The following is a 23,480-nucleotide window of genomic DNA, read 5'->3' on the forward strand; positions in this document are numbered from 1 at the left end:
CCCACATTTAGATATGCGCCAACTTCAATGCCAATGCCTTGGCCTGAAGCGCCACATCCGTCACCGCCGTGCTCTCCCACCACATCCCCCGCAACGGTGGGCCCATGGCGAACAATCGCGCGCTGACCTCGCCCTGGGCATCCAGCACGGCGCCGGACGTGTCCGCCGCAATCCCCAACGCCAACGGCCCCGGCGTGATCAGCCCGCGCTTGAGCAACTGCTGCGGCAGCGGCCGGGCCACGCGGCGCCAGTCGTATTCGATGCCGCTGGAATTGATCAGCGCTGCCCCCGACTCCTGGGTGATCGCCTGTTCGCCCCGATAACGCAAACGAATGGTCACGCCCTCGCCCGCAGGCTCCAGCCCCTTGAACGACGCCGCGCGAATGCGCAACCGCCCAACTTCATGCAGCCTTGCCACCAGCTGCGCACTCAACGGCGGTGAGCGGTGGTGATGGCTTTCCCACCAGGGCCGCACATGCCGCACGAACTGACGTTTCTCGCCCTCGCTGGCCTGGCTCCACAACCGGCCGATATGCGCACGCACCGTGTCCAGTGGCGACTGCCAATCGATACCCTGCGCCAGTGCGAGGCGGCATTGGCGACGCACCTCGTGCAGCAGTTGCCGAGGGCTGCGCAAGGCGTGGTCAGCAGCGAGGAAATCCTCCCAGCCCGGTGGCTGCCGGCGCACATGGGGCAACAAGCCGTGGCGTGAAAACACCTCGATGGGCCCACGATGCCCGGCCTGTTCCAGGGACACCACGGCGTCGACCATGGTCAACCCGGAGCCGATGATCAGCACGGGCGCCTGCGGGTCGATCCGGGTCATGGCCTGCACGTCCCAAGGATCCACCGCAGCAGCGTTCAAACCGCTGGATTCGGTCTGCGGCGTGCGCGCCGCCGGGAACATGCCGGTGGCCAACACCGCCTGGGCGCCGCGCAGTTGCTGGCCATTGTCGAGGGTCAGCAACACTGAATCGTCGCCGACTTGCAGGTCGACGACTTCGGCGCGGATATGCTCGACGGTGGACGCCGACAACGCCTTGGCTTCAGCCAGCCGTTGCTGCGCATACAGGCCAAAAATCCCGCGTGGCGGGAACAGTTCGCTGATGGGCACGTGCTGCTGGTCCGACTCGGGCCAACCACCGGCGCCAATGTAGTCGGTGAGCCATTGGGTCAGGTCATCGGCATTGTCCGGGTCGACGCTCATGCGCGCCGCATTGCCGTTCAAGGTGTGGCCCAGTTCGACGGCGCTGTAGGCCTCGCCACGGCCCAGTTCCACGCGCGGTTCGATCACCAGGATCCGGCGCTGCCCAGGCCGGCGCAGCAGTTGCACCGCCAGCATCGTGCCGCTCAGGCCGCCGCCGATGATCAGGACATCAGCGTTGCGGAGGGATTCAGTCATGCATATTCGCCTTTACTGTTTACCCAGATAAATATCGTGCAAATCGCCCCGCGCCAACAGCTCGGCGGCGCTGCCACTCAAGGCCACGCGCCCAGTATCTAGCACGTAGCCCTGGGACGCATAGTTGAGCGCGACGTTGATGTTCTGCTCGGCGATCAGGAAGCTCACCTGCTGCTCGCGGTTGAGCTGCGCGATGATCTCGAAGATCTCTTGCACGATCATAGGCGCCAAACCCATGGACGGCTCGTCGAGCAGTACCAAAGTAGGACGGGTCATCAAGGCGCGGCCAATGGCGACCATTTGCTGCTCGCCGCCGGAGGTCAGGCCGGCGCGGGTGTGGCGCTTGGTCTTGAGCCGGGGGAACCAGGCGTAGATGCGCTCCAGGTCTTGCTCCATGGCCTTGCGGCTCAGGCGCCGCACAAAGCCGCCGCTGCGCAGGTTGTCTTCGACGGTGAGCTGGCCGAATACATGGCGACCTTCCAGCACATGCACCATGCCTTGGCGCACGCGCTGGCTGGGGTCGACGCCGGCCAGGTCGACGCCGGCGTATTCGATCACGCCCCGGCTGACTTCGGCGCGCTCGGCACGCACCAACCCGGAGATCGCCTTGAGGGTGGTGCTCTTGCCGGCGCCATTGGCCCCGAGCAAGGCGACGATAGCGCCCTTGGGCACGCTCAGCGACACGCCGGCCACGGCGAGGATCGCGCCGTCGTAGATCACTTCAATATCGTTGACCGTCAACAACGACGGGCTGGTGGCTTCGGTAGCGAGCTGGCTCATGATTTATTCATCCCCGGTGCAGGTGCGTGGCGTCAGGCCTTTTTCCTTGGCGAAGGCGGCGGATTTTTCATCGATCAGCGGGCGCAGCAACGCGCGGTCGGCAGCGATCCAGTCGCTGATCAGCGTCCAGTGGGCACCGTCCCATTGCTGCACGCGCGCTGAACCGCCGCCTTCGTGGTCGCGGCATGACAACTTGAGGTTCTGCATCAAGCCCAGGTAACCCATGTCCTTCAAGCGCGCGTCATCGATATTCAGGTGTTCCAGGCCCCAGCGGCCTTCTTCGCCATTGAGCGGACGCTTGCCGAACTTGGCCTGGCCGGTGCGAATCGCTTCTACAGCCACGGCGGCGTTCACCAGGCCGGAGTTGTAGTAGACGCTGCCGAAGTTTTTTAGGTCCTTGAGGTCGCTGTGGCCCTTGTCGAGGATGTATTGCTTGAGGCGTTTGTGGATCTCGAAATCCGCACCTGCCGGGTAAGGCGTGAGCGCCAGGTAGCCCTTGGCGGCGGCGCCTGCGGGCAATACGTCTTCGCTGGAACTGGCCCAGATGTCGCCGATGATATGGTCCACCGGGAAACCGAAGCGTGCGGCGGTTTTCACCGCCACCGGGGTAGACACGCCCCAGGTGCGCAGGAACACCCAATCCGGGTTGGCCTGGCGTACCTGGCGCCATTGCGCAGACTGTTCGTTACCCGGGTCGGCCACCGGAATCTGGATATTTTCAAAGCCGTATTTTTCCGCCAGCAATTTCAGCGGGCCAAGGGTTTCGCGGCCGTAGGCCGAGTCGTGGTAGACCGTGGCGATCTTCTTGCCCTTGAGTTTGTCGAAGCCGCCTTCACGCTGGGCGATGTAGTTCACCAGGGTCGACGCCTCGCTGTAGAACGTCAGCATCACCGGGAAGTTGTACGGGAACACGGTGCCGTCGGTGGCTTCGGTGCGACCGTAGCCGAGGGTGATCAGCGGGATCTTGTCCACCTCTGCCCTTTCGCTGAGCGCATAGGCCGCCGGTGCGCCGTTGGGCTGGTACACCGCGACCGGCGCGCCATCCAGGCCGTTCTTGAAGCGCTCGTAGCACTCGATGCCTTTCTCCGCCGTCCACTCGGTCTCGCATTCCTGCCACACCAGCTTGACGCCATTAATGCCGCCTTCGACCTCGTTGATATAGCGCAGGTAGTCGATCATCCCGGCCCACACCTGCACGCCGCTGGACGCGTAGGCGCCGACGCGGTAGGTGGCCAAGGGAAAGAACTGCTGGTCGGCCGAGGCTACCGCCTGGGGCACGGCACCGGCCAGGGCAGCCAGCGCGAAGGCGGCGCCGGCCAGGGAGCGTTTCAAGGATGCACGCATAGGGATTCTCTTATTCAGTCAGAAACGTAGAGGCCACTGACGCAGCCGATCGCGAAGGTTGTGCAACAGGCGAATCAAGCCCTCGGGCTCCTTGATCAGGAACACGATGATCAACACGCCAAAAATGATTTTCTGCAGGTTCTGCAACTGCCCCGCGTCCACCGAGCCACCGAACAACGCCTGCCCGGCATGGCTAAGGAAGATCGGCAGCAAACTGATAAACGCCGCGCCGACGAAGTTGCCGGCGATGCTGCCCATGCCGCCGATAATGATGATGAACAGAATCTGGAATGAGCGATTGATGTCGAAGCTGCTGGCGCTGGCCGTGCCCAGGTAGGCAAACGCCCACAACGCGCCGGCGATGCCGAGGTAGAACGAACTGACCGCAAACGCCAGGCGCTTGTAGCGCACCACCGGGATGCCGACCACGGCGGCGGCGGTGTCCATGTCGCGGATCGCCATCCAGTTGCGGCCCACCTGGCTGCGCACCAGGTTGACGGCGGCCCAGGTCAACAGCAGCACCGTGACCAGGGTCAGCCAGAAGCGGCCCAGCGGCGTGTTGAGGTCATGGCCGAACAACGCCAGCTTCGGCGCCGAAATGGTTCCGGACGAACCGTAGTTGTAGAACCAGGGGAATTTGACGAACAGCCACTCCAGGAAAAACTGCGCGGCCAGCGTGGTGACCATCAGGTAGAAGCCTTTGATCCGCGAGCTGGGCAAGCCAAACAGCAGCCCGACCAACGCACTGATGATCCCGCCGCCGAGCAGCGCCACCGGCAGGCCCAGCTCCGGCAGGCGCAGCAGAAACCCATAGGTGGCGAAGGCGCCGACGGCCATGAACCCGGCGGCACCGACCGAGGTTTGCCCGGTGTAGCCAGTGAGTAAATTCAGGCCCAGCCCGGCCAGCGACAGCACCAGGAACGGGATCAGGATCGCATTGAGCCAATAGTCATTGCCCCACAGCGGCACCACGATAAACGCCACCGCCAGCAGGCCGACCAGGCTCCAGGGCACGCGCCGTTGAATCAGCAGCAACGGTGCGGTGTGTTCAGCAACAGGGATCGACATGCTTTCAGACTCGCTCGATGGCACGCTCGCCGAACAGGCCGGCGGGACGGATATACAGGAAGGACAACGCCAGCACATAGGCGAACCACGGCGTGATGCCGCCACCGATCAGCGGGCCGATATACACCTCGGCGAGGTTCTCCGCCGCACCGACAATCAGCCCGCCGACAATCGCCCCGCCAATCGAGGTGAAGCCGCCGATGATCAACACCGGCAACGCCTTGAGCACCACCAGCGACAGCGAAAACTGCACGCCCTGGCGCGCCCCCCACAACAACCCCGCCACCAGCCCGACAATGCCGGCCACTGCCCAGACGATCTGCCAGATGCGGTTGAGGTTGATGCCGATGGACAGCGCGGCCGTGGTGTCATCCGCCACCGCGCGCAGCGACACGCCAATGCGGGTCTTGTTGAACAGCAGCGCCAGCACCGTCACCAGCACCACGGCAACGGCTGCGGCGATCAGGTCGAACTGGCTGAGCATCAGCGGCCCGACGAACAGCGGTACGTCGTCGATGCCCAGGTCCAGGGCGCGTACTTGCGAGCCCATCACGCCTTGGGCCAGGCCTTCGATAATGAACGACAGGCCCAACGTCGCCATGAACAGCGTGATTTGCGAGCGGTTCACCAGTGGCCGAAGCACCAGGCGTTCGATGAGCAAGGCGCCGACAATCATCACGATCACCGTCAACAGCAGTGCCAGGGCAAACGGCACGCCTTGGTCATGGAGGCTGACGAAGGTCAGCGCGGCAAACAGCAGCATCGAGCCCTGGGCAAAATTGAACACGCCGCTGGCCTTGTAGATCAGCACGAAGCCGATGGCGACCAGGGAGTACATGGTGCCGGCGAGCAGGCCGCCGAGCAGGGTTTCGAAGAAGAACGTCATCAGTGCGTCACTCCCAGGTAGGCCGCGATCACCTCGGGGTTGGCCTGCACCTCGGCGGGTGTGCCATCACCGACCTTGCGCCCGTAGTCGAGTACCACCACATGGTCGGACAGGCCCATGACCACGCCCATGTCGTGTTCGATCAACACCACGGTGGTGCCGAGGTCGCGGTTCACGTCGGCAACGAAGCGCGCCATTTCCTGTTTTTCCTCGGCGTTCATGCCGGCCATGGGTTCGTCCAGCAGCAACAGGCTCGGCCCGGCGATCAACGCACGGCCCAGCTCCACGCGCTTTTGCAGGCCATAGGACAGGTTGCCCACCAGCACATCGCGGTAGGCTTGCAGCTCCAGGAATTCAAGGATGCCCTGGGCGCGCAGGCGGAAGGTTTCGGCTTCACGGCGTGCGCGTGGCAAACCGAGGGCCTGTTCGATAAAGGTGGTGCGCATATGCCGCGACAGGCCGGTGAGGATGTTGTCGAGCACGCTCATTTTCTTGAACAGGGCGTTGTTCTGGAAGGTACGGCCGATACCACGGCGCGCGGCGCCCAGGGGGTCGATGCGGTGGAAGTGTTGCGCCTCGAAAACGATCTCGCCGGCATCGAAGCGATACACGCCGTTAAGTACGTTGAGCAATGAACTCTTGCCGGCGCCGTTGGGCCCGATCAACGCGCAGATTTCACCGCGCGCTACCTCGAACGACAGCCCATTGATCGCCTTGACGCCCTTGAACGACAGCGAGATGTCCCGCACCTGGAGGATGGCTTGGCTCATGCACGCTCCCGTTTGAATTCGGCAAGCCACGTCGGCTCAGCATTGGACTTGAGGGGCTGCCAGATAGAGACCAGCCGCTGGAAACCCAGCAGTTTGCGCACGCGGTTTTTCAGCAGGCGGCGCAGGCCGCTGTGCGGGTGGGCGATGGCCCAGTCGCACAGGCGTCGACGCCAGGTGCCGTGGGGTGCCAGGCGGCTTTCGATCTCGTCGGCCAGGTGCAGCAAACGGGCGGGCGACAGCAGCAGGCCGGTGGGAGCGACTTCGCTGCGATCACGCCGCGCCGAGGCCAGGCTTTCCGGGAAGGCCAGGCCGTGACCGCTGCTCAGCCACTGCTCGAGCACCACGGCCAGGCCGCCTTGCCACTGGGTGCCTTCTTCGCTCCACAGCGCGGTTTCTTCCGCTGGCTGCCACCACCGCTGCAGATGTTGCGCCGGGTCCACGGGGCCGAGCAGTTGGGCGAAATTCAACCGCTGGGTGAACGTCCAATCGCGCTGGCGACCTTGAACGTAGGCGTGGCTGGGATGAATACGCCACAGCTGTTGCTCCAAGGCCTGCGGCTCGAGGTTATCGGCCAGCGTCAGCACCTGCCCGCCGACGGACTGGGCCGCCAACGCCAGCAACAGCAGGTTCGGTTCAAAGGCGCCGCAGAGCACCAAGCGTGACTGTTGACTGAAATCTTGCTGGCGCAAACCATCGGCCAGGCGTTCGACGTCGCGCAAGATGTCGATCCAGCGCCAGGCGTACCACTGGCCCTGGCGCTTGTGGCGCAGGGCGATGTGCAACGGCGTGAGTTGTGCCCAGCGTTGCAGGTGCTCCAGGAGGGCCGTTGGTTCGTGCACGCTCATAGGGGGTTGCTCCTATTGGGGGGTGTGCGTGCGGTGGTCCGCTGGCTTGATTATTTGGATCGACACAGGACAACTGTGGGAGGGGCGGTGCGACGATTCGGCTTGCTCCCGATGGCGGTGTGTCAGTTAGAACACCTTTGACTGAGCCAACGCCATCGGGGGCAAGTCGAATCGTCGCACCGCCCCTCCCACATTGGATTTATGTGCATTCGATAGATCGCGATAGCCGGCGCCCGGGTGGTTCGCACCCAACCTTGCACCGTCGCCAAATAACTTCTCGCGCAACGTGCCCTGGGCGTATTCGGTCTTGTACACGCCGCGCTTCTGCAACTCCGGCACCAGCCATTCGACGGCGTCGACAAAGGTTTCATGGGTCAGCGCATAGGCGAGGTTGAAGCCGTCGACGTCGGTCTCTTCGACCCACTCCTGCAACAGGTCTGCCACGGTTTCCGGGCCGCCGACGAACAGCGGGCCAAAGCCGCCGATACCGACCCAGTCGGCCAGTTCGTTGGGCGTCCAGACCTTGTTCGGGTCCGCCGTGGAGAAAGCTTCCACCGCCGATTGAATCGCATTGGTGTGCACATGCTTGAGCGGTTCATCCGGCTTGAACTGGCTGAAATCGATCCCGGTCCAGCCGGAGATCAGTGCCATCGCGCCTTCATAACTGGCGTAGGATTTGTATTCGTCGAATTTGGCCTTGGCCTTGGCGTCGGTCTCATCGACGATCACCGTCTGCAAGTTGAAGATCAGGATCTTCTTCGGGTCGCGCCCAGCTTCGGCGGCACGGCGGCGGATGTCGGCGACGGTCTTTTTCAGCAGCACCTTGGACGGCGCGGCAACGAACACGCATTCGGCCTGCTCGGCGGCGAACTGCTTGCCACGGCTGGACGCACCGGCCTGATACAGCACCGGCGTGCGCTGCGGCGACGGTTCGCACAGGTGGATGCCGGGCACCTGGAAGTGTTTGCCGACATGGCGGATCTCGTGGATCTTGCTCGGGTCGCTGAAAATCCGACGTTCGCGGTCGCGCAGTACCGCGCCCTCTTCCCAGCTGCCTTCCCAGAGCTTGTAGCAGACCTCCAGGTATTCCTCGGCGTAGTCGTAGCGTGCGTCGTGTTCGGTCTGGGCTTTCTGGCCAAGGTTCTTGGCGCCGCTTTCCAGGTAGGAGGTGACGATGTTCCAGCCGATACGACCCTTGGTCAGGTGGTCGAGGGTCGAGAGACGGCGGGCAAACGGATACGGGTGCTCGAACGACAGCGACGCGGTCAGGCCAAAACCCAGGTGCTCGGTGACCAGCGCCATCGGTGCTATCAGCGATAACGGATCGTTGACCGGCACCTGGGTCGCCTGGCGAATCGCCGCGTCGCCATTGCCGTTGTAGACGTCGTAGATGCCCAGCACGTCGGCGATGAACAGGCCGTCGAACTTGCCGCGCTCAAGGATCTTCGCCAGGTCGGTCCAGTACTCAAGATCCTTGTACTGCCACGAGCGATCACGCGGATGCGCCCACAGGCCCGGCGATTGGTGGCCGACACAGTTCATGTCGAAGGCGTTCAAGCGGATTTCACGGGACATCACAGCACTCCGTTGAGGTGGTAGTTGCCGACGACCTGGTATTTGCGGCGCAACGGATCATCCAGGGTCGGTGGCAGCGCGGTGCGTTGGCCGGTCAGTTCGAATTCGGTGTTGCTGGCAAAGAGCAAGGCTTCAGCGGCGGCGATCTGCGCTTCGGTGAGGGCGACCGGGCTTGGATCGGTTTCGGCGCGTTCCAGCAAGGCGGCCGCCACATCCACGCGAATCTGCCAATCGCCGAAGCGGCTGATCACGTAGGGGTCGTCGCTTTTTTCGACGTGGCGACGGGTGCTGTCCAGCAGTTGGCGTGCGAGCGTCAGTGCGGTCATGGGTCAGGTCCTCAGTTCCAGGCGTGGCGCGCAGGCTTGACGCCGTTGAGCACGTAATTGCCGATCAGGTGGTATTTCCAGCGGGCCGGGTCGTGCAGGGTGTGGGTCCGCGCGTTGCGCCAGAAGCGGTCGAGGTTGTGCTTGGCGGTGACGGAGCGGGTGCCGGCCAGTTCGAAGAGTTTGCTGCTGGCGAGCAACGCGGTTTCGGCCGACAGGACCTTGGCCTGGGCGACGACCAGCGAGGCCTGGGCGACGGTGTCTTCATTCGGTTCGGCGAGCGCGCGGTCGACGGCCAGGCCGGCCTTGGCGAGGATCGCTTCGGTGCCGTGCACACGCCATTGCAGATCACCGATGGCGGCGATAGTGAACGGGTCCTGCCAGCCGTGATCCTGCTGGCTATCGATCCAGGGACGGGCCTGGCGCGCGAAGATTTTTGCCTGTTCAAGGGCGCCGAGGGCAATGCCAGTGTCCACAGCGGCCTGGATAATTTGCGAAATCGGCCCATCGGCCGTGGGTTGGTCAAACGCCAGGTGGGCGGGAATCACCGCGCTCAAGGGCACGCTCACGCCGTCGAGGGTTACGCCGCCGCTGGCGGTGGTGCGCTGGCCGAAGCCGTCCCAGTTGTCGATGACGGTAAGGCCTGGCGCATCGCGCTCGACGAGGCCGATGAACGCCTGGCCTTTTTCGTTGTTACCTACGGTGGGCACGATATGCGCGAACAACGCGCCGGTGCAGTAGAACTTCTCGCCGTTGATTTGCGCGGTGTCGTCGTGAAAGCGGATCTGGGTATCGAAGGTGCCGGCGTTTTTGCTCTTGGCCTCGGAGAAGGCGTTACCGAAGCGATAACCCGCCAGGACCTTGCCGAAGTAGTGACGCTTTTGCTCCTCCGTCGCGGTTTGCAGCAGGATGTCCACCACGCCCAGGTGGTTCTGCGGGATTTGCCCCAGGGACGGGTCGGCGGCGGAGATCAACTTGATCACCTCGGCCACCGTCACATAGGACACCTCGGCGCCGCCATAGGCCTTGGGAACGGTGATACCCCACAGGCCGCTGGCGGAAAATTCATCCAGTTCGGCGACGGGCAGGCGCCGCTCACGGTCACGCGCGCTGGCGTCGACGGCAAAGCGCTCGGCCAGGCGTTTGGCGACCTCGATGGCCTCCGCGTCCGAGCGGATGATATGGGCAGGTTGTTGAGGGTGGGCAGACATGGGCCGACTCCAGGCTCCGATGGGATACTGGAGTGTTTGCAGGAGTCGTGCCTGAATTTAATCGTCAGTAAAATCAGGCGGTTGCTGGGTAAACAGGCGCGCAACCGGCGGTTCAAACCAGCAAAGTGTGCATCCACTGTTGCCTGGCAAACAGTTAGATCACCACATTGCGCACAAAGCGCACGGCGACGTCACCGTCATTGCGATAGGCATGGGGCTGGTGGCTGGCGAACATGAAGAATTCGCCGGCGCCGATGCTGTTTTCCTGGTCGCCGACCACCAATGTCAGGCTGCCCTCGAAGACGAACAGTTGCTCGCTCCACCCCTCCAGGTCGGGGTCCGGGCAATAATGATCGCCCGGTTCAAGACGCCACTCCCACAATTCGACCTCACGCCGCGCCGTGGCCTTGGCCAGCAGCACCGCCTTGCTGCCGTCGATTTCACCTGCCCAGGCCAGTTCGTTGATGCGACTGTGATCGCGCACATCCGGTGCCTGGATCAGGTCGCTGAACGCCACATCCAATGCTTCGGCCACACGGTCGAGGGTGGACAGGCTGACGTTCTTCTCCCCCGCCTCGATGGCCACCAGCATGCGCCGGCTGACCCCGGACTTTTCCGAGAGCGCGGTCTGGCTCAGGTCGGCGGCATGGCGCAGGCGACGAACGTTCTGGCTGACGTGCTGCAGGACCGAGGCCCGTTGTGGATTTTCTTTGTGCACTATATTGCTCAATGGGTGGGTGTGCGCAGTATACTGCCCAGCGTGCGGCGCATTGTGCGGTCCGTGCCTTTCCCTTGCAAGACCGAGCCGCCATGACCACGCCGAACTCCCCCTCGCGTTTCAACCGTTTCAGCAAAGCCGAATGCATCCTGGTGTTTATCACCATGATTTGGGGCGGCACGTTTTTGCTGGTTCAGCATGCCATGACTGTCAGCGGGCCGATGTTTTTCGTGGGCCTGCGCTTTGCGGCGGCGGCGATTGTGGTCGGGTTCTTTTCCCTGCGTACCCTGCGCGACCTGACGCTGTTCGAACTGAAGGCGGGCGTGTTCATCGGCGTGGCGATCATGTTCGGCTACGGCTTGCAGACCATTGGCCTGCAGACGATCTTGAGCAGCCAGTCGGCGTTCATTACCGCGCTGTATGTGCCGTTTGTGCCGCTGTTGCAGTGGCTGGTGCTGGGCCGCCGTCCGGGGTTGATGCCGAGCATCGGCATCATGCTGGCGTTTGCCGGGTTGATGTTGTTGACCGGTCCTGCCGGTGCCTCGTTGAATTTCAGCCCTGGTGAAATCGCCACATTGATCGGCGCGATAGCAATTGCGGCCGAGATCATTTTGATCAGTGCATTTGCCGGGCAAGTGGACGTACGCCGGGTGACGGTGGTGCAACTGGCGACGGCGTCGCTGCTGTCGTTCCTGATGGTGGTGCCGATGGGCGAGGCGCTGCCGGGGTTTTCGTGGTTGCTGCTGTTCAGCGCAGTGGGCCTGGGCTTGACCAGTGCGGTGATCCAGGTCGCGATGAACTGGGCGCAGCAAAGCGTTTCGCCCACGCGAGCCACGTTGATCTATGCCGGTGAGCCGGTGTGGGCAGGCGTTGTGGGGCGGATCGCCGGGGAACGGTTCCCGCCGATTGCCATGCTGGGCGCGGCGTTGATTGTGGTGGCGGTGATTGTGAGTGAAATGAAGACAAAAGGGCAAAAAGCCATCGACCTGCAGGATGCGAGGGAACAGGAGCAACAGGGCTAGGGTCGGAAACAAGGCCAAATGGGAGTTTTCGACCTACTTTGTAGGATCCTGCCACATCTTGCCGTTTGGTGATCGTGAAAGCGGCACGTATGATGCATCCCAAACTCCCGCAGATTAGAAGCCTATGTCCCTGATAGTTCTACTGCTTCTGCCGTTCATTGGCAGCTGTCTAGCGGCCTTGCTGCCGCACAATGCACGTAACACCGAATCCCTGCTGGCTGGCCTTGTGGCCCTGGTCGGAACCGTTCAAGTCGCCCTGCTCTACCCCCAGATCGCCCACGGTGGCGTGATCCGCGAAGAATTCATGTGGTTGCCCAGCCTCGGGCTGAACTTCGTGCTGCGCATGGACGGGTTCGCCTGGCTGTTCTCGATGCTGGTGCTCGGCATCGGCACGCTGGTGTCGCTGTATGCGCGCTACTACATGTCACCGGACGATCCGGTGCCGCGTTTCTTCGCGTTTTTCCTGGCCTTTATGGGCGCCATGCTCGGGCTGGTGATCTCCGGCAATCTGATCCAGATCGTGTTCTTCTGGGAACTGACCAGCCTGTTCTCGTTCCTGTTGATTGGCTACTGGCACCACCGCGCCGATGCGCGACGCGGTGCCTATATGGCGTTGATGGTCACCGGCGCGGGCGGCCTGTGCCTGCTGGCCGGGGTGATGCTGCTGGGGCATATCGTCGGCAGCTATGACCTGGACCGTGTGCTGGCGGCGGGCGACCAGATTCGCGCGCATTCACTGTACCCGGTGATGCTCGCCCTGGTGCTGATCGGCGCGCTGAGCAAAAGCGCGCAGTTCCCGTTCCACTTCTGGCTGCCCCATGCCATGGCCGCACCGACCCCGGTGTCAGCCTATCTGCACTCGGCGACGATGGTGAAAGCCGGCGTGTTCCTGCTGGCCCGCCTGTGGCCGTCGCTGTCCGGCAGCGAAGAATGGTTCTGGATCGTCGGCGGTGCCGGCGCCCTCACCCTCCTCCTCGGCGCTTACTGCGCCATGTTCCAGAATGATCTCAAGGGCCTTTTAGCCTATTCCACCATCAGCCATCTCGGGCTGATCACCTTGCTGCTGGGCCTCAACAGCCCGCTGGCCGCTGTCGCAGCGGTGTTCCATATCCTCAACCACGCCACCTTCAAGGCCTCGCTGTTCATGGCGGCGGGCATCATCGACCACGAAAGCGGCACGCGGGATATCCGCAAGCTCAGCGGCCTGGTCAAGCTGATCCCGTTTACCGCGACGCTGGCGATGGTCGCCAGTGCGTCCATGGCGGGGGTGCCGTTGCTGAATGGTTTCCTGTCCAAGGAGATGTTCTTCGCCGAGACCGTGTTTATCTCGTCGACCCAATGGGTAGAAATCGCCCTGCCGATGATCGCGACCATTGCCGGGACCTTCAGCGTCGCCTACGCCCTGCGCTTCACCGTGGATGTGTTCTTCGGCCCCCCTGCCACCAACCTGCCCCACACCCCCCACGAGCCACCACGCTGGATGCGTGCGCCAGTTGAGCTGCTGGTGTTTACCTGCCTGCTGGTGGGGATCTTTCCGGCCCAGGTGGTCGGTTCGATCCTCGCGGCCGCTGCACTGCCGGTGGTCGGCGGCGTGCTGCCGGAGTACAGCCTGGCGATCTGGCACGGCTGGAATGCGCCGATGATCATGAGCCTGGTGGCCATGTCCTGCGGCGTCGTGCTCTACCTGCTGCTACGCAAGCAGCTCAAGCGCGGCCGCTTCAAGTACCCGCCGGTCATCAGCTACTTCAACGGCAAGCGCGGCTTCGAGCGCAGCCTGGTGGTGATGATGCGCGGCGTGCGCAAGATCGAGAAACGCATCAGCACCAAGCGCCTGCAAACCCAATTGTTCCTGTTGGTGATCGTCGCGGTGATCGGCGCCATGATCCCGATGCTCAACAGCGGCCTTACCTGGGGCGACCGGCCGAAGATCCCGGGCTCCATCGTGTTCGTCACCCTGTGGTTGCTGGCGATTGCCTGTGCCCTGGGCGCCGCCTGGCAAGCCAAGTATCACCGGCTCGCGGCCCTGACCATGGTCAGCGTGTGCGGCCTGATGACCTGCATCACCTTCGTGTGGTTCTCGGCACCGGACCTGGCACTGACCCAGTTGGTCGTAGAAGTCGTCACGACGGTGCTGATCCTGCTCGGCCTGCGCTGGCTGCCACGGCGGATCGAAGAAGTTTCGCCACTGCCCAGTTCGCTGCGCAAGGCGCGCATCCGTCGTCTGCGCGACTTCCTGCTCTCCACCGTGGTGGGCGGCGGCATGGCGCTGCTGTCCTACGCGATGCTGACGCGCCAGACGCCCAACGATATTTCCTCGTTCTACTTGAGCCGCGCCCTGCCCGAGGGCGGTGGCAGCAATGTGGTGAACGTGATGCTGGTGGATTTCCGGGGCTTCGACACCCTCGGCGAAATCACCGTGCTCGGCGCCGTGGCGCTGACCGTGTACGCCCTGCTGCGGCGCTTCCGCCCGTCCAAGGAAAGCATGCAACTGCCCGCGCAACAGCGCCAGTTGGCACCGGACGTGGCTACCGACCTGGTCAACCCGCGCCAGGCCAGCGACACCGCCCTGGGCTTCATGATGGTGCCAGCAGTGCTGGTGCGCCTGCTGCTGCCGATTGCGCTGGTGGTGTCGTTCTACCTGTTCATGCGCGGCCACAACCAACCGGGCGGCGGGTTTGTCGCCGGCCTGGTGATGTCGGTGGCGTTCATCCTGCAATACATGGTCGCCGGCACCCAGTGGGTCGAGGCGCAGATGAGCCTGCGGCCGATGCGCTGGATGGGCTTCGGCCTGCTCTCGGCGACGCTGACCGGGATCGGCGCGTTGTTTGTCGGCTACCCGTTCCTCACCACCCATACCTGGCATCTCAGCCTGCCGCTGCTGGGCGATATTCATATCGCCAGCGCCTTGTTCTTCGACGTCGGCGTGTACGCCATGGTCGTCGGCTCGACGCTGCTGATGCTCACCGCCCTCGGCCACCAGTCGGTGCGTGCGCATAAACCGAGCAACCAGGCCAAAGTAGTCGCCGCCACCGAAGGAGCCGCCTGATGGAAGAAGTCATCGCAATTGCTATTGGGGTCCTGGCGGCCTCCGGCGTCTGGTTGATCCTGCGGCCACGGACGTTCCAGGTGGTGATGGGCCTGTGCCTGTTGTCCTACGGGGTCAACCTGTTCATTTTCAGCATGGGCAGCCTGTTTATCGGCAAGGAGCCGATCATCAAGGACGGCGTGCCGCAGGACCTGCTCAACTACACCGACCCGCTGCCCCAGGCCCTGGTGCTCACGGCCATCGTGATCAGCTTCGCCATGACCGCGCTGTTCCTGGTGGTGCTGCTGGCGTCACGGGGCCTGACCGGCACTGACCATGTGGACGGCCGGGAGCCCAAGGAATGAATTGGGTCAACCAACTGATCGTCGCCCCCATCCTGCTGCCGCTGCTCACCGCCGCGCTGATGCTGATGCTGGGTGAAAAACGCCGTCCGCTGAAGGCCAAGATCAATCTGTTCTCCAGCGTTATTGGCCTGGGCATCGCAATCCTGCTGTTGTACTGGACGCAAAAAGGCGGCCCCGGCTCGATTGGCGTGTACCTGCCGGGCAACTGGCAGGTGCCGTTCGGCATCGTGCTGGTGGTCGACCAACTCTCGGCGCTCATGCTGGTGCTCACCGGGATCATCGGCGTGAGCGCGCTGCTGTTCGCCATGGCCCGTTGGGACCGCGCCGGCACCAGTTTCCATGCGCTGTTCCAGATTCAGATGATGGGTCTGTACGGGGCGTTCCTCACCGCTGACCTGTTCAACCTGTTCGTGTTCTTCGAGGTGCTGCTGGCGGCGTCCTACGGCTTGATGCTGCACGGCTCGGGGCGGGCGCGGGTGTCGTCGGGCCTGCATTACATTGCGATCAACCTGCTGGCGTCGTCGTTGTTCCTGATTGGCGCGGCGATGATCTACGGCGTTACCGGTACGCTGAATTTCGCGGATCTGGCCCTGAAAATCCCGCTCGTGCCGGAAGCCGATCGCGGCTTGTTGCATGCCGGTGCGGCGATCCTCGCCACCGCATTCCTGGCCAAGGCCGGCATGTGGCCGCTGAACTTCTGGCTGGCACCCGCCTATTCCTCGGCCAGTGCGCCGGTGGCGGCGATGTTCGCGATCATGACCAAGGTCGGCGTGTACACCGTGCTGCGCCTGTGGACCCTGCTGTTCTCCGGCCAGGCCGGCGCGTCGGCGTTGTTTGGCGGCGACTGGCTGGTGTACGGCGGCATGGCCACGATCATCTGCGCGGCGCTGGCGATGGTCGCGGCGCAGCGGCTGGAGCGCATGGCCAGCTTGAGCATCCTGGTCTCGGCCGGGATCCTGTTGTCGGCCGTTGGTTTCGCCCAGCCAAGCCTGACCGCCGGGGCGCTGTTCTATCTGGTCAGCTCCACGCTGGCACTGAGTGCGCTGTTCCTGCTGGCGGAATTGATCGAGCGTTCGCGCTCGGCCAACGACTTGCCGCTGGATGAAGAGATCGACGCACTGCCCAAGGCCATGGAGTCGCTGCATCCGCGCCCTGGCGTCAACCTCGATGACGAGCAGAAAGCCGTGGTCGGCCAGGTGATTCCCTGGACCATGGCCTTCCTCGGTTTGAGCTTTGTCGCCTGCGCCCTGCTGATTATCGGCATGCCGCCGCTGTCCGGGTTTATCGGCAAGCTCAGTTTGTTGAGTGCGCTGGTTAATCCCTTGGGCCTGGGCACTGGCCTGGAAGGCCCGATCCGCCCTGCGGCATGGGGCCTGATGGCGTTGCTGATCCTGTCCGGCCTGGCCTCGCTGATTGCCTTCGCCCGCTTGGGTATCCAGCGCTTCTGGACCCCGGAAGAACGCCCGTCGCCTTTGCTGCGCCGCTATGAGTGTGTACCGATCTTCTTTCTGCTGGGCCTGAGCATCCTGCTGACCTTCAAGGCCGAACCGCTGATGCGCTACACCCAGGCCACTGCCCAGAGCCTGAACAATCCGGAAAACTACGTCATGGCGGTGATGGCGACCCGCCCGGTTCCAAGCCCCGAAGCCAAGACCGCCGCGCTGGAGGTGCAACCATGAAACGCCTGCTCCCTGCGCCGTGGTTGTCCCTGGCTTTGTGGCTGTTGTGGCTGGTGCTGAACCTGTCGGTGAGCCCCGGCAACCTGCTGCTGGGCGCGCTGCTGGGCCTGCTTGCACCGCTGCTGATGGCGCCGCTGCGCCCGCTGCCGATCCGCATCCGCCGCCCCGGAGTGATCATCCGCCTGTTCTTCGTGGTCGGCCGCGACGTGATCGTCTCCAACCTGCAAGTCGCCTGGGGCGTGCTGATGTGCGGTTCACGCCCACCGCGTTCGCACTTCGTCAAAATCCCCCTGGACCTGCGCGATGCCAACGGCCTCGCCGCCCTGTCGATGATCACCACCGTGGTCCCCGGCACCATCTGGTCGGAACTGGCGCTGGACCGCAGCATCCTGCTGTTGCACGTGTTCGACCTAGAGGATGAAGCGTCGTTTATCGAACACTTCAAGACCACCTACGAGCGGCCCCTGATGGAGATCTTCGAATGAGCGCCCTGCTCTCCAATGCGATCCTGTTCAGCCTGTTCCTGTTCTCCCTGGCCATGGTGCTGACCCTTGTGCGCCTGTTCAAAGGCCCGTCGGCCCAGGACCGGGTATTGGCGCTGGACTACCTGTACATCCTGGCGATGCTGATGATGCTGGTGCTCGGCATTCGTTATGCCAGTGACACCTACTTTGAAGCGGCGCTGCTGATTGCGCTGTTCGGCTTCGTGGGCTCGTTTGCCCTGGCGAAATTCCTGCTGCGTGGGGAGGTGATTGAATGATGCCGTTATGGATGGAAATCGTCGTCGCGGTCCTGCTGGTGTTGAGCAGCGTGTTCGCACTGATCGGCGCGATTGGCTTGCTGCGCATGAAAGACTTCTTCCAGCGCATGCACCCACCGGCACTGGCCTCGACGCTGGGCGCGTGGTGTGTGGCGTTGGCGTCGATTATCTATTTTTCGGTGCTAAAGTCCGGGCCGGTGCTGCACGGGTGGCTGATTCCAATTTTGTTGGCGATCACCGTGCCGGTGACCACACTGCTACTGGCCCGTACGGCGCTGTTTCGCAAGCGCATGGCCGGTGATGATGTACCGGCCGAGGTCAGCAGCCGCCGCTGAGGCGAACACGGTAAAAAATGTGGGAGATGTCGAGCTTTAGCGAGGCTTCGAAGGCGGCGGCACTGTTGGCAGGTATGTTGGCTGAACCACCGCGATCGGGGCATGGATATCTACACACCTTTGGCTCAACGCTGAACGCCCGGCAGATAGGGCTGTTGTGGCGAGCGGGCTTGTCCCGCGTTGGGTTGCGTAGCAGCCCCAGGAAAGAACGCGGTGTACCAGACTCTCTGTAGAGGCTGGTTTTGGGGCTGCTTCGCAGCCCAACGCGGGCGGTGCGACGATTCGACAAGCCCGCTCGCCACAGGGATATTTGTCAGAGTCTGAAAAGTTGTGTAGATACCCATGGCTATCGGGAGCAAGCCCCCTCCCACATTTGATCGCTGTTGGCAGGGAGAAAGCGGCCTGGCTGTAGATCTCATGGATATCGCCAATCCCTTGTGGGAGATGTCGAGCTTTAGCGAGGCTTCGAAGGCGGCGGCACTGTTGGCAGGTATGTTGGCTGACACACCGCAATCGAGGCAAAAAAACGCCCCGAACCAGTCGGGGCGTTTTCATTCAGCATTTACCGATCAAGCTTGATCAGCCAGCCGCCAAGTAGTCCCGCCCTTCCCGTCTTCCAACACCACACCCATCGCGGTCAGTTGGTCACGGATACGGTCGGATTCCGCCCAGTCCTTGTTGGCACGCGCCGCCAGACGCGCCTGGATCAACGCATCGACCTCAGCCGCATCCACACGCCCTTCGGCGCCGGCCTGCAGGAAGTCGTCGGCTTCCATCTGCAGCACGCCCAACACACTGGCCAGCTCTTTCAGGCGCGCCGCCAGGCCCGCCGCTGCGTCGAGATCACTCTCGCGCAGGCGGTTGATCTCGCGCACCATTTCGAACAGCACGGCGCAGGCTTCGGGGGTGCCGAAGTCGTCGTTCATGACTTCGGTGAACCGTGCCACGAACGCTTCGCCGCCGGCCGGCGCCACGGATGGCAGGCCTTTCAACGCATGGTAGAAACGCTCCAGGGCGCCCTTGGCGTCCTTGAGGTTGTCTTCCGAGTAGTTGATGGCGCTGCGGTAGTGGCTGGACACCAGCAGGTAACGCACCACTTCCGGGTGGTACTTTTCCAGCACGTCGCGGATGGTGAAGAAGTTGTTCAAGGACTTGGACATCTTCTCGCCATTGATGCGGATCATGCCGCAGTGCATCCAGGCGTTGGCGTAGGTCTTGCCGGTGGCGGCTTCGCTCTGGGCGATTTCGTTTTCGTGGTGCGGGAACTCGAGGTCGCTGCCGCCGCCATGAATGTCGAAAGTCTCGCCCAGGCAGCAGGTGGACATCACCGAGCATTCGATGTGCCAGCCCGGACGCCCGGCACCCCAGGGCGACTCCCAGCTCGGCTCGCCGGGCTTGGTGCCTTTCCACAGCACGAAGTCGAGCGGATCCTGCTTGGCTTCGTCGACTTCAATGCGCGCGCCGATGCGCAGGTCTTCGATTTTCTTGCGCGACAGCTTGCCGTAGCCCATGAACTTGGCGACGCGGTAGTACACATCGCCATTGCCTGGGGCGTAGGCATAACCCTTGTCGATCAGGGTCTGGATCATCGCGTGCATGCCAGGGATGTGGTCCGTGGCGCGCGGTTCCATGTCCGGCTTGAGGATGTTGAGGCGGGCCTCGTCCTCGTGCATGGCGGCGATCATGCGCTCGGTCAGCGCGTCGAACGACTCGCCGTTCTCGTTGGCGCGGTTGATGATCTTGTCGTCGATGTCGGTGATGTTGCGCACATAGGTCAAGTCATAGCCGCTGAAACGCAACCAGCGGGTCACCAGGTCGAAGGCAACCATGCTGCGGCCGTGGCCGATGTGGCAGTAGTCGTACACGGTCATGCCGCACACGTACATGCGCACCTTGTTGCCATCCAGCGGCTTGAAGACTTCTTTGGTCTTGCTGAGTGTGTTGTAGATCGTTAGCACGACAGTTCCTTAAAACAGAATCACTGGCCCCACGAATCACGCAAGGTCACGGTACGGTTGAATACCGGCTGACCGGGTTTCGAGTCCTTGATATCCGCGCAGAAGTAGCCTTCGCGCTCGAACTGGAAACGGTCTTCCGGCTGTGCGTCGCCCAAAGAGGGTTCGGCACGACAACCGGTGAGAACTTGCAGGGAGTCAGGGTTGATGTTGTCGAGGAAACTGGCGCTGTCTTCAGCCTTTTCAGGGTTTGGCGAACGGAACAGACGATCGTACAGGCGCACTTCGCACTCGATGCTGGCAGCGGCCGGCACCCAGTGGATCACGCCCTTGACCTTGCGGCCTTCAGGGTTCTTGCCCAGGGTTTCCGGATCGTAGGAGCAACGCAGTTCGACGATGTTGCCCTCGGCGTCCTTGATCGCTTCGTCGGCACGGATCACGTAGCTGCCGCGCAGGCGCACTTCGCCGTTGGGCTCCAGGCGCTTGTAGCCTTTTGGCGGCTCTTCCATGAAGTCATCGCGGTCGATGTAGATTTCACGCGAAAACGGCAGCTTGCGCACGCCCAGTGCTTCGTTCTGCGGGTGACGCGGCAGTTCGAGGTGGTCGACCTTGTCTTGCGGGTAGTTGGTGATCACGACTTTCAACGGACGCAGCACGCACATGGCGCGCGGCGCGTTCGCGTCGAGGTCCTGGCGGATGCTGAACTCGAGCATGCCAAAGTCGACCACGCCGTCGGAACGGTTGGTGCCGACCATGTCGCAGAAGTTGCGGATCGACGCCGGGGTGTAGCCGCGACGACGGAAGCCCGACAGGGTCGACATGCGCGGGTCGTCCCAGCCATGCACGTGCTTTTCATCGACCAGTTGCTTGAGCTTGCGCTTGCTGGTGATGGTGTAGTTCAGGTTCAGGCGGCTGAATTCGTACTGACGCGGGTGCGCCGGGACCGGCAGGCTGTCCAGGAACCATTCGTACAGCGGGCGATGGCTCTCGAACTCCAGGGTGCAGATGGAGTGGGTGATGCCTTCGATGGCGTCCGACTGACCGTGGGTGAAGTCGTAGTTCGGGTAGATGCACCACTTGTCGCCAGTCTGGTGGTGATGGGCGTGACGGATGCGGTACATGATCGGGTCGCGCAGGTTCATGTTCGGCGAGGCCATGTCGATCTTGGCGCGCAGCACGCGGGCGCCATCCGGGAACTCACCGGCGCGCATGCGGGCGAACCAGTCGAGGTTCTCTTCCACCGAACGGTCGCGGAACGGGCTGTTCTTGCCCGGCTCGGTCAGGGTGCCACGGTATTCCTTGGCCTGCTCGGGGGTCAGGTCGTCGACGTAGGCCTTGCCGGCCTTGATCAGCTCGACGGCCCAGTCGAACAGCTGGTCGAAGTATTTGGAGGCATAGCGCACTTCACCGGACCATTCGAAGCCCAGCCACTTGATGTCGCTTTCGATGGCGTCGATGTATTCCTGGTCTTCCTTGGCCGGGTTGGTGTCGTCGAAACGCAGGTGCGTGACGCCACCGAACTCCTGGGCCAGGCCGAAGTTCACACAGATCGACTTGGCGTGACCGATGTGCAGGTAGCCGTTGGGCTCTGGCGGGAACCGGGTGACGATCTGCGTGTGCTTGCCCGAATCCAGGTCCGCCTGGATGATCGGGCGCAGGAAATTGACCGGGACGGCAGGTCCGGCCTTGGAATTCGAGGTAGGGTCGACAGTGGGCTTGCTCATAGGATCCTTGAACAGACAGGTTCGTGGCCAGGTGGGGCCAGATAAAACAAAGGGCTCATAATAGCCGAAGCAGTCAAGACACTGACAGGCCGCGACCAAAAACTGCTGCTTTAATTACTGCTTTAATGGCGCACGCGGTAAAAAACCACCTCGAAATTCCTGCCGGGCACGCTAAACTGCGCGCCTTGGCCGCGACTGCGCCAACCCGGTAAGGCGCCCCAGGCGTCCAAACCCACGAATTCCCTGAAAAGAGTAGTGAACATGACCCAAGTTAAACTGACCACCAACCACGGTGAAATCGTCATCGAGCTGAACGCCGAGAAAGCGCCGATCACCGTCGCCAACTTCATCGAATACGTTAACGCCGGCCACTACGAAAACACCGTGTTCCACCGTGTCATCGGTAACTTCATGATCCAGGGCGGCGGTTTCGAGCCTGGCATGAAAGAAAAGAAAGACAAGCGCCCAAGCATCCAGAACGAAGCGGACAACGGCCTTTCCAACGACAAGTACACCGTCGCCATGGCCCGTACCATGGAGCCGCATTCGGCCTCCGCGCAGTTCTTCATCAACGTCGCCGACAACGCCTTCCTGAACCACAGCGGCAAGAACGTACAGGGCTGGGGCTACGCCGTGTTCGGTAAAGTCACCGAAGGCCAGGACGTTGTCGACAAGATCAAAGGTGTGTCGACCACTTCCAAAGCCGGTCACCAGGACGTTCCAGCAGAAGACGTGATCGTCGAGAAAGCCGAGATCGTTGGGTGATATTGCTGATTTCAGATTTGCATCTGGAAGAGGAGCGCCCGGACATTACCCGGGCGTTTCTGGATCTGCTCCACGGCCGCGCCCGTGGCGCCCAGGCGTTGTACATTCTGGGGGACTTCTTTGAAGCCTGGATTGGCGACGATGGGATGACGCCCTTCCAGCGTTCGATCTGCGCGGCTCTGCGCGAGCTGAGCGACAGCGGCACCCCGATTTTTATCATGCATGGCAACCGCGACTTCCTGATTGGCAAGGCGTTCTGCAAAGCAGCAGGCGCCACCTTGCTCAAGGATCCGAGTGTCGTGCAGCTTGCAGGCGAACCCGTGCTGTTGATGCACGGCGACAGCCTCTGCACCCGCGACCTTGGCTATATGAAGCTGCGGCGCATCCTGCGCAACCCGGTTGTGCTGTTTATCCTGCGGCATTTGCCATTGCGCACCCGCCACCGCCTGGCGAGCAAGCTGCGCAGTGAAAGCCGCGCGCAAACGCGCATGAAGGCCAACGATATTGTCGATGTCACACCCGAGGAAGTACCACGGGTGATGCAGCAGTTCGGCGTGCGCACCCTGGTCCACGGCCATACGCACCGCCCGGCGATCCATAAGTTGCAGATTGGTGACCAGGCGGCCAAGCGCATTGTGCTGGGGGATTGGGACAAGCAGGGCTGGGCGTTGCAGGCAGATGAGCAAGGGTTTCAGTTGGCAGCGTTTGACTTCGTCAATCCGCAGCTGGCGTTGCCTGGCGCCTGATCCTCGAACCCCACTGATCCAATGTGAACAGAGATCAAAGTGTGGAAGGGGTCTTGCCCTAATGCCAGTCAGTTAAGGATGAACACTGTAACTGTGGCGAGCGGGCTTGCCCCGCGTTGGGCTGCGAAGCAGCCCCAAAACATAGCCCCGGAGCTGTCTGGCACACTGCAGTGCTCTTATTG

Annotated in this window: 23 protein-coding genes; 10 read left to right on the top strand and 13 right to left on the bottom strand. The window is 62.7% G+C overall.

The genetic code is table 11. The features are described 5' to 3' along the window. Positions 1-7: 7 nt before the first annotated feature. The 11 genes from J1G35_RS12125 to J1G35_RS12175 form a co-directional block, all read right to left on the bottom strand. Positions 8-1,402 (bottom strand): FAD/NAD(P)-binding protein, encoded by a 1,395-nt coding sequence (locus tag J1G35_RS12125; protein WP_223015067.1) that lies wholly within the window; start codon positions 1,400-1,402, stop codon positions 8-10. A 12-nt stretch (positions 1,403-1,414) separates the two neighbouring features. Continuing rightward, complete coding sequence (locus J1G35_RS12130; RefSeq protein WP_053128442.1) at positions 1,415-2,182, bottom strand: ABC transporter ATP-binding protein; 768 nt, start codon at positions 2,180-2,182, stop codon at positions 1,415-1,417. Positions 2,183-2,185: 3 nt separating this feature from the next. After that, positions 2,186-3,526 (bottom strand): ABC transporter substrate-binding protein, encoded by a 1,341-nt coding sequence (locus tag J1G35_RS12135; protein ID WP_065948364.1) that lies wholly within the window; start codon positions 3,524-3,526, stop codon positions 2,186-2,188. A gap of 18 nt (positions 3,527-3,544) precedes the next feature. Beyond that, a complete protein-coding gene (locus J1G35_RS12140) occupies positions 3,545-4,594 on the bottom strand; it encodes a branched-chain amino acid ABC transporter permease (protein WP_223015068.1) in 1,050 nt (349 codons plus the stop codon). A 4-nt stretch (positions 4,595-4,598) separates the two neighbouring features. Next, a complete protein-coding gene (locus J1G35_RS12145) occupies positions 4,599-5,480 on the bottom strand; it encodes a branched-chain amino acid ABC transporter permease (RefSeq protein WP_027606301.1) in 882 nt (293 codons plus the stop codon). After that, positions 5,480-6,250 (bottom strand): ABC transporter ATP-binding protein, encoded by a 771-nt coding sequence (locus tag J1G35_RS12150; protein WP_053128436.1) that lies wholly within the window; start codon positions 6,248-6,250, stop codon positions 5,480-5,482. The genes J1G35_RS12145 and J1G35_RS12150 overlap by 1 nt, the downstream gene beginning before the upstream one ends. Further along, positions 6,247-7,095 carry an AMP-binding protein gene (locus J1G35_RS12155; protein ID WP_223015069.1) on the bottom strand — a complete coding sequence of 283 codons (849 nt, stop codon included), beginning with the start codon at positions 7,093-7,095 and terminating at the stop codon, positions 6,247-6,249. The genes J1G35_RS12150 and J1G35_RS12155 overlap by 4 nt, the downstream gene beginning before the upstream one ends. Positions 7,096-7,221: 126 nt before the next feature. Beyond that, positions 7,222-8,670, bottom strand: coding sequence for an LLM class flavin-dependent oxidoreductase (locus J1G35_RS12160; protein WP_223015070.1), 1,449 nt, complete (start codon positions 8,668-8,670; stop codon positions 7,222-7,224). Continuing rightward, a complete protein-coding gene (locus J1G35_RS12165) occupies positions 8,670-8,996 on the bottom strand; it encodes an acyl-CoA dehydrogenase (RefSeq protein WP_223015071.1) in 327 nt (108 codons plus the stop codon). The genes J1G35_RS12160 and J1G35_RS12165 overlap by 1 nt, the downstream gene beginning before the upstream one ends. 11 nt (positions 8,997-9,007) lie before the next feature. Next, positions 9,008-10,204: an SfnB family sulfur acquisition oxidoreductase gene (locus J1G35_RS12170; RefSeq protein ID WP_223015072.1), complete on the bottom strand. Its 1,197-nt coding sequence runs from the start codon at positions 10,202-10,204 to the stop codon at positions 9,008-9,010. Positions 10,205-10,358: 154 nt separating this feature from the next. Continuing rightward, complete coding sequence (locus J1G35_RS12175; protein ID WP_223015073.1) at positions 10,359-10,922, bottom strand: XRE family transcriptional regulator; 564 nt, start codon at positions 10,920-10,922, stop codon at positions 10,359-10,361. A 92-nt stretch (positions 10,923-11,014) separates the two neighbouring features. On the opposite strand from J1G35_RS12175, the gene J1G35_RS12180 reads away from it, so the two are divergent. The 8 genes from J1G35_RS12180 to J1G35_RS12215 all read left to right on the top strand — a co-directional run bounded on the left by J1G35_RS12180 (position 11,015) and on the right by J1G35_RS12215 (position 18,687). Continuing rightward, a complete protein-coding gene (locus J1G35_RS12180) occupies positions 11,015-11,944 on the top strand; it encodes a DMT family transporter (RefSeq protein ID WP_053134057.1) in 930 nt (309 codons plus the stop codon). A 124-nt stretch (positions 11,945-12,068) separates the two neighbouring features. Then, a complete protein-coding gene (locus J1G35_RS12185; RefSeq protein WP_053134054.1) occupies positions 12,069-14,990 on the top strand; it encodes a monovalent cation/H+ antiporter subunit A in 2,922 nt (973 codons plus the stop codon). Next, positions 14,990-15,334, top strand: coding sequence for a Na+/H+ antiporter subunit C (locus J1G35_RS12190; RefSeq protein WP_003192163.1), 345 nt, complete (start codon positions 14,990-14,992; stop codon positions 15,332-15,334). The genes J1G35_RS12185 and J1G35_RS12190 overlap by 1 nt, the downstream gene beginning before the upstream one ends. Next, positions 15,331-17,013 carry a monovalent cation/H+ antiporter subunit D gene (locus J1G35_RS12195; RefSeq protein ID WP_053134051.1) on the top strand — a complete coding sequence of 561 codons (1,683 nt, stop codon included), beginning with the start codon at positions 15,331-15,333 and terminating at the stop codon, positions 17,011-17,013. The genes J1G35_RS12190 and J1G35_RS12195 overlap by 4 nt, the downstream gene beginning before the upstream one ends. Further along, complete coding sequence (locus J1G35_RS12200) at positions 17,010-17,498, top strand: Na+/H+ antiporter subunit E (RefSeq protein ID WP_053134049.1); 489 nt, start codon at positions 17,010-17,012, stop codon at positions 17,496-17,498. Before J1G35_RS12195 ends, J1G35_RS12200 begins: the two co-directional genes overlap by 4 nt. Beyond that, positions 17,495-17,773, top strand: coding sequence for a K+/H+ antiporter subunit F (locus tag J1G35_RS12205; protein WP_003211751.1), 279 nt, complete (start codon positions 17,495-17,497; stop codon positions 17,771-17,773). Before J1G35_RS12200 ends, J1G35_RS12205 begins: the two co-directional genes overlap by 4 nt. After that, positions 17,770-18,108 carry a Na+/H+ antiporter subunit G gene (locus J1G35_RS12210; RefSeq protein WP_027606290.1) on the top strand — a complete coding sequence of 113 codons (339 nt, stop codon included), beginning with the start codon at positions 17,770-17,772 and terminating at the stop codon, positions 18,106-18,108. Before J1G35_RS12205 ends, J1G35_RS12210 begins: the two co-directional genes overlap by 4 nt. 417 nt (positions 18,109-18,525) lie before the next feature. Next, positions 18,526-18,687, top strand: coding sequence for a hypothetical protein (locus J1G35_RS12215; RefSeq protein WP_223015074.1), 162 nt, complete (start codon positions 18,526-18,528; stop codon positions 18,685-18,687). Here J1G35_RS12215 and cysS read toward each other — a convergent pair. Further along, a complete protein-coding gene (cysS, locus tag J1G35_RS12220) occupies positions 18,678-20,066 on the bottom strand; it encodes a cysteine--tRNA ligase (protein ID WP_223015075.1) in 1,389 nt (462 codons plus the stop codon). The genes J1G35_RS12215 and cysS overlap by 10 nt on opposite strands. Positions 20,067-20,086: 20 nt before the next feature. Then, a complete protein-coding gene (locus J1G35_RS12225) occupies positions 20,087-21,787 on the bottom strand; it encodes a glutamine--tRNA ligase/YqeY domain fusion protein (protein WP_223015076.1) in 1,701 nt (566 codons plus the stop codon). Between the two features lie 261 nt (positions 21,788-22,048). On the opposite strand from J1G35_RS12225, the gene J1G35_RS12230 reads away from it, so the two are divergent. Together J1G35_RS12230 and lpxH are read left to right on the top strand one after the other, a co-directional pair. Further along, the gene (locus J1G35_RS12230) at positions 22,049-22,552 is read left to right on the top strand and encodes a peptidylprolyl isomerase (RefSeq protein ID WP_032889796.1); all 504 of its coding nucleotides are present in this window, start codon (positions 22,049-22,051) and stop codon (positions 22,550-22,552) included. After that, positions 22,549-23,298: a UDP-2,3-diacylglucosamine diphosphatase gene (gene lpxH / locus J1G35_RS12235; protein ID WP_053134038.1), complete on the top strand. Its 750-nt coding sequence runs from the start codon at positions 22,549-22,551 to the stop codon at positions 23,296-23,298. The genes J1G35_RS12230 and lpxH overlap by 4 nt, the downstream gene beginning before the upstream one ends. Positions 23,299-23,480 lie beyond the last annotated feature (182 nt).

The organism is Pseudomonas sp. SH10-3B, assembly GCF_019891415.1.
Taxonomy (GTDB): Bacteria; Pseudomonadota; Gammaproteobacteria; order Pseudomonadales; family Pseudomonadaceae; genus Aquipseudomonas.

Coding starts and splice junctions, on each gene's coding strand:
- J1G35_RS12125 (WP_223015067.1), bottom strand. CDS start 1,402: ATGACTGAATCCCTCCGCAACGCTGATGTCCTGATCATCGGCGGCGGC.
- J1G35_RS12130 (WP_053128442.1), bottom strand. CDS start 2,182: ATGAGCCAGCTCGCTACCGAAGCCACCAGCCCGTCGTTGTTGACGGTC.
- J1G35_RS12135 (WP_065948364.1), bottom strand. CDS start 3,526: ATGCGTGCATCCTTGAAACGCTCCCTGGCCGGCGCCGCCTTCGCGCTG.
- J1G35_RS12140 (WP_223015068.1), bottom strand. CDS start 4,594: ATGTCGATCCCTGTTGCTGAACACACCGCACCGTTGCTGCTGATTCAA.
- J1G35_RS12145 (WP_027606301.1), bottom strand. CDS start 5,480: ATGACGTTCTTCTTCGAAACCCTGCTCGGCGGCCTGCTCGCCGGCACC.
- J1G35_RS12150 (WP_053128436.1), bottom strand. CDS start 6,250: ATGAGCCAAGCCATCCTCCAGGTGCGGGACATCTCGCTGTCGTTCAAG.
- J1G35_RS12155 (WP_223015069.1), bottom strand. CDS start 7,095: ATGAGCGTGCACGAACCAACGGCCCTCCTGGAGCACCTGCAACGCTGG.
- J1G35_RS12160 (WP_223015070.1), bottom strand. CDS start 8,670: ATGTCCCGTGAAATCCGCTTGAACGCCTTCGACATGAACTGTGTCGGC.
- J1G35_RS12165 (WP_223015071.1), bottom strand. CDS start 8,996: ATGACCGCACTGACGCTCGCACGCCAACTGCTGGACAGCACCCGTCGC.
- J1G35_RS12170 (WP_223015072.1), bottom strand. CDS start 10,204: ATGTCTGCCCACCCTCAACAACCTGCCCATATCATCCGCTCGGACGCG.
- J1G35_RS12180 (WP_053134057.1), top strand. CDS start 11,015: ATGACCACGCCGAACTCCCCCTCGCGTTTCAACCGTTTCAGCAAAGCC.
- J1G35_RS12185 (WP_053134054.1), top strand. CDS start 12,069: ATGTCCCTGATAGTTCTACTGCTTCTGCCGTTCATTGGCAGCTGTCTA.
- J1G35_RS12190 (WP_003192163.1), top strand. CDS start 14,990: ATGGAAGAAGTCATCGCAATTGCTATTGGGGTCCTGGCGGCCTCCGGC.
- J1G35_RS12195 (WP_053134051.1), top strand. CDS start 15,331: ATGAATTGGGTCAACCAACTGATCGTCGCCCCCATCCTGCTGCCGCTG.
- J1G35_RS12200 (WP_053134049.1), top strand. CDS start 17,010: ATGAAACGCCTGCTCCCTGCGCCGTGGTTGTCCCTGGCTTTGTGGCTG.
- J1G35_RS12205 (WP_003211751.1), top strand. CDS start 17,495: ATGAGCGCCCTGCTCTCCAATGCGATCCTGTTCAGCCTGTTCCTGTTC.
- J1G35_RS12210 (WP_027606290.1), top strand. CDS start 17,770: ATGATGCCGTTATGGATGGAAATCGTCGTCGCGGTCCTGCTGGTGTTG.
- J1G35_RS12215 (WP_223015074.1), top strand. CDS start 18,526: ATGGATATCGCCAATCCCTTGTGGGAGATGTCGAGCTTTAGCGAGGCT.
- J1G35_RS12225 (WP_223015076.1), bottom strand. CDS start 21,787: ATGAGCAAGCCCACTGTCGACCCTACCTCGAATTCCAAGGCCGGACCT.
- J1G35_RS12230 (WP_032889796.1), top strand. CDS start 22,049: ATGACCCAAGTTAAACTGACCACCAACCACGGTGAAATCGTCATCGAG.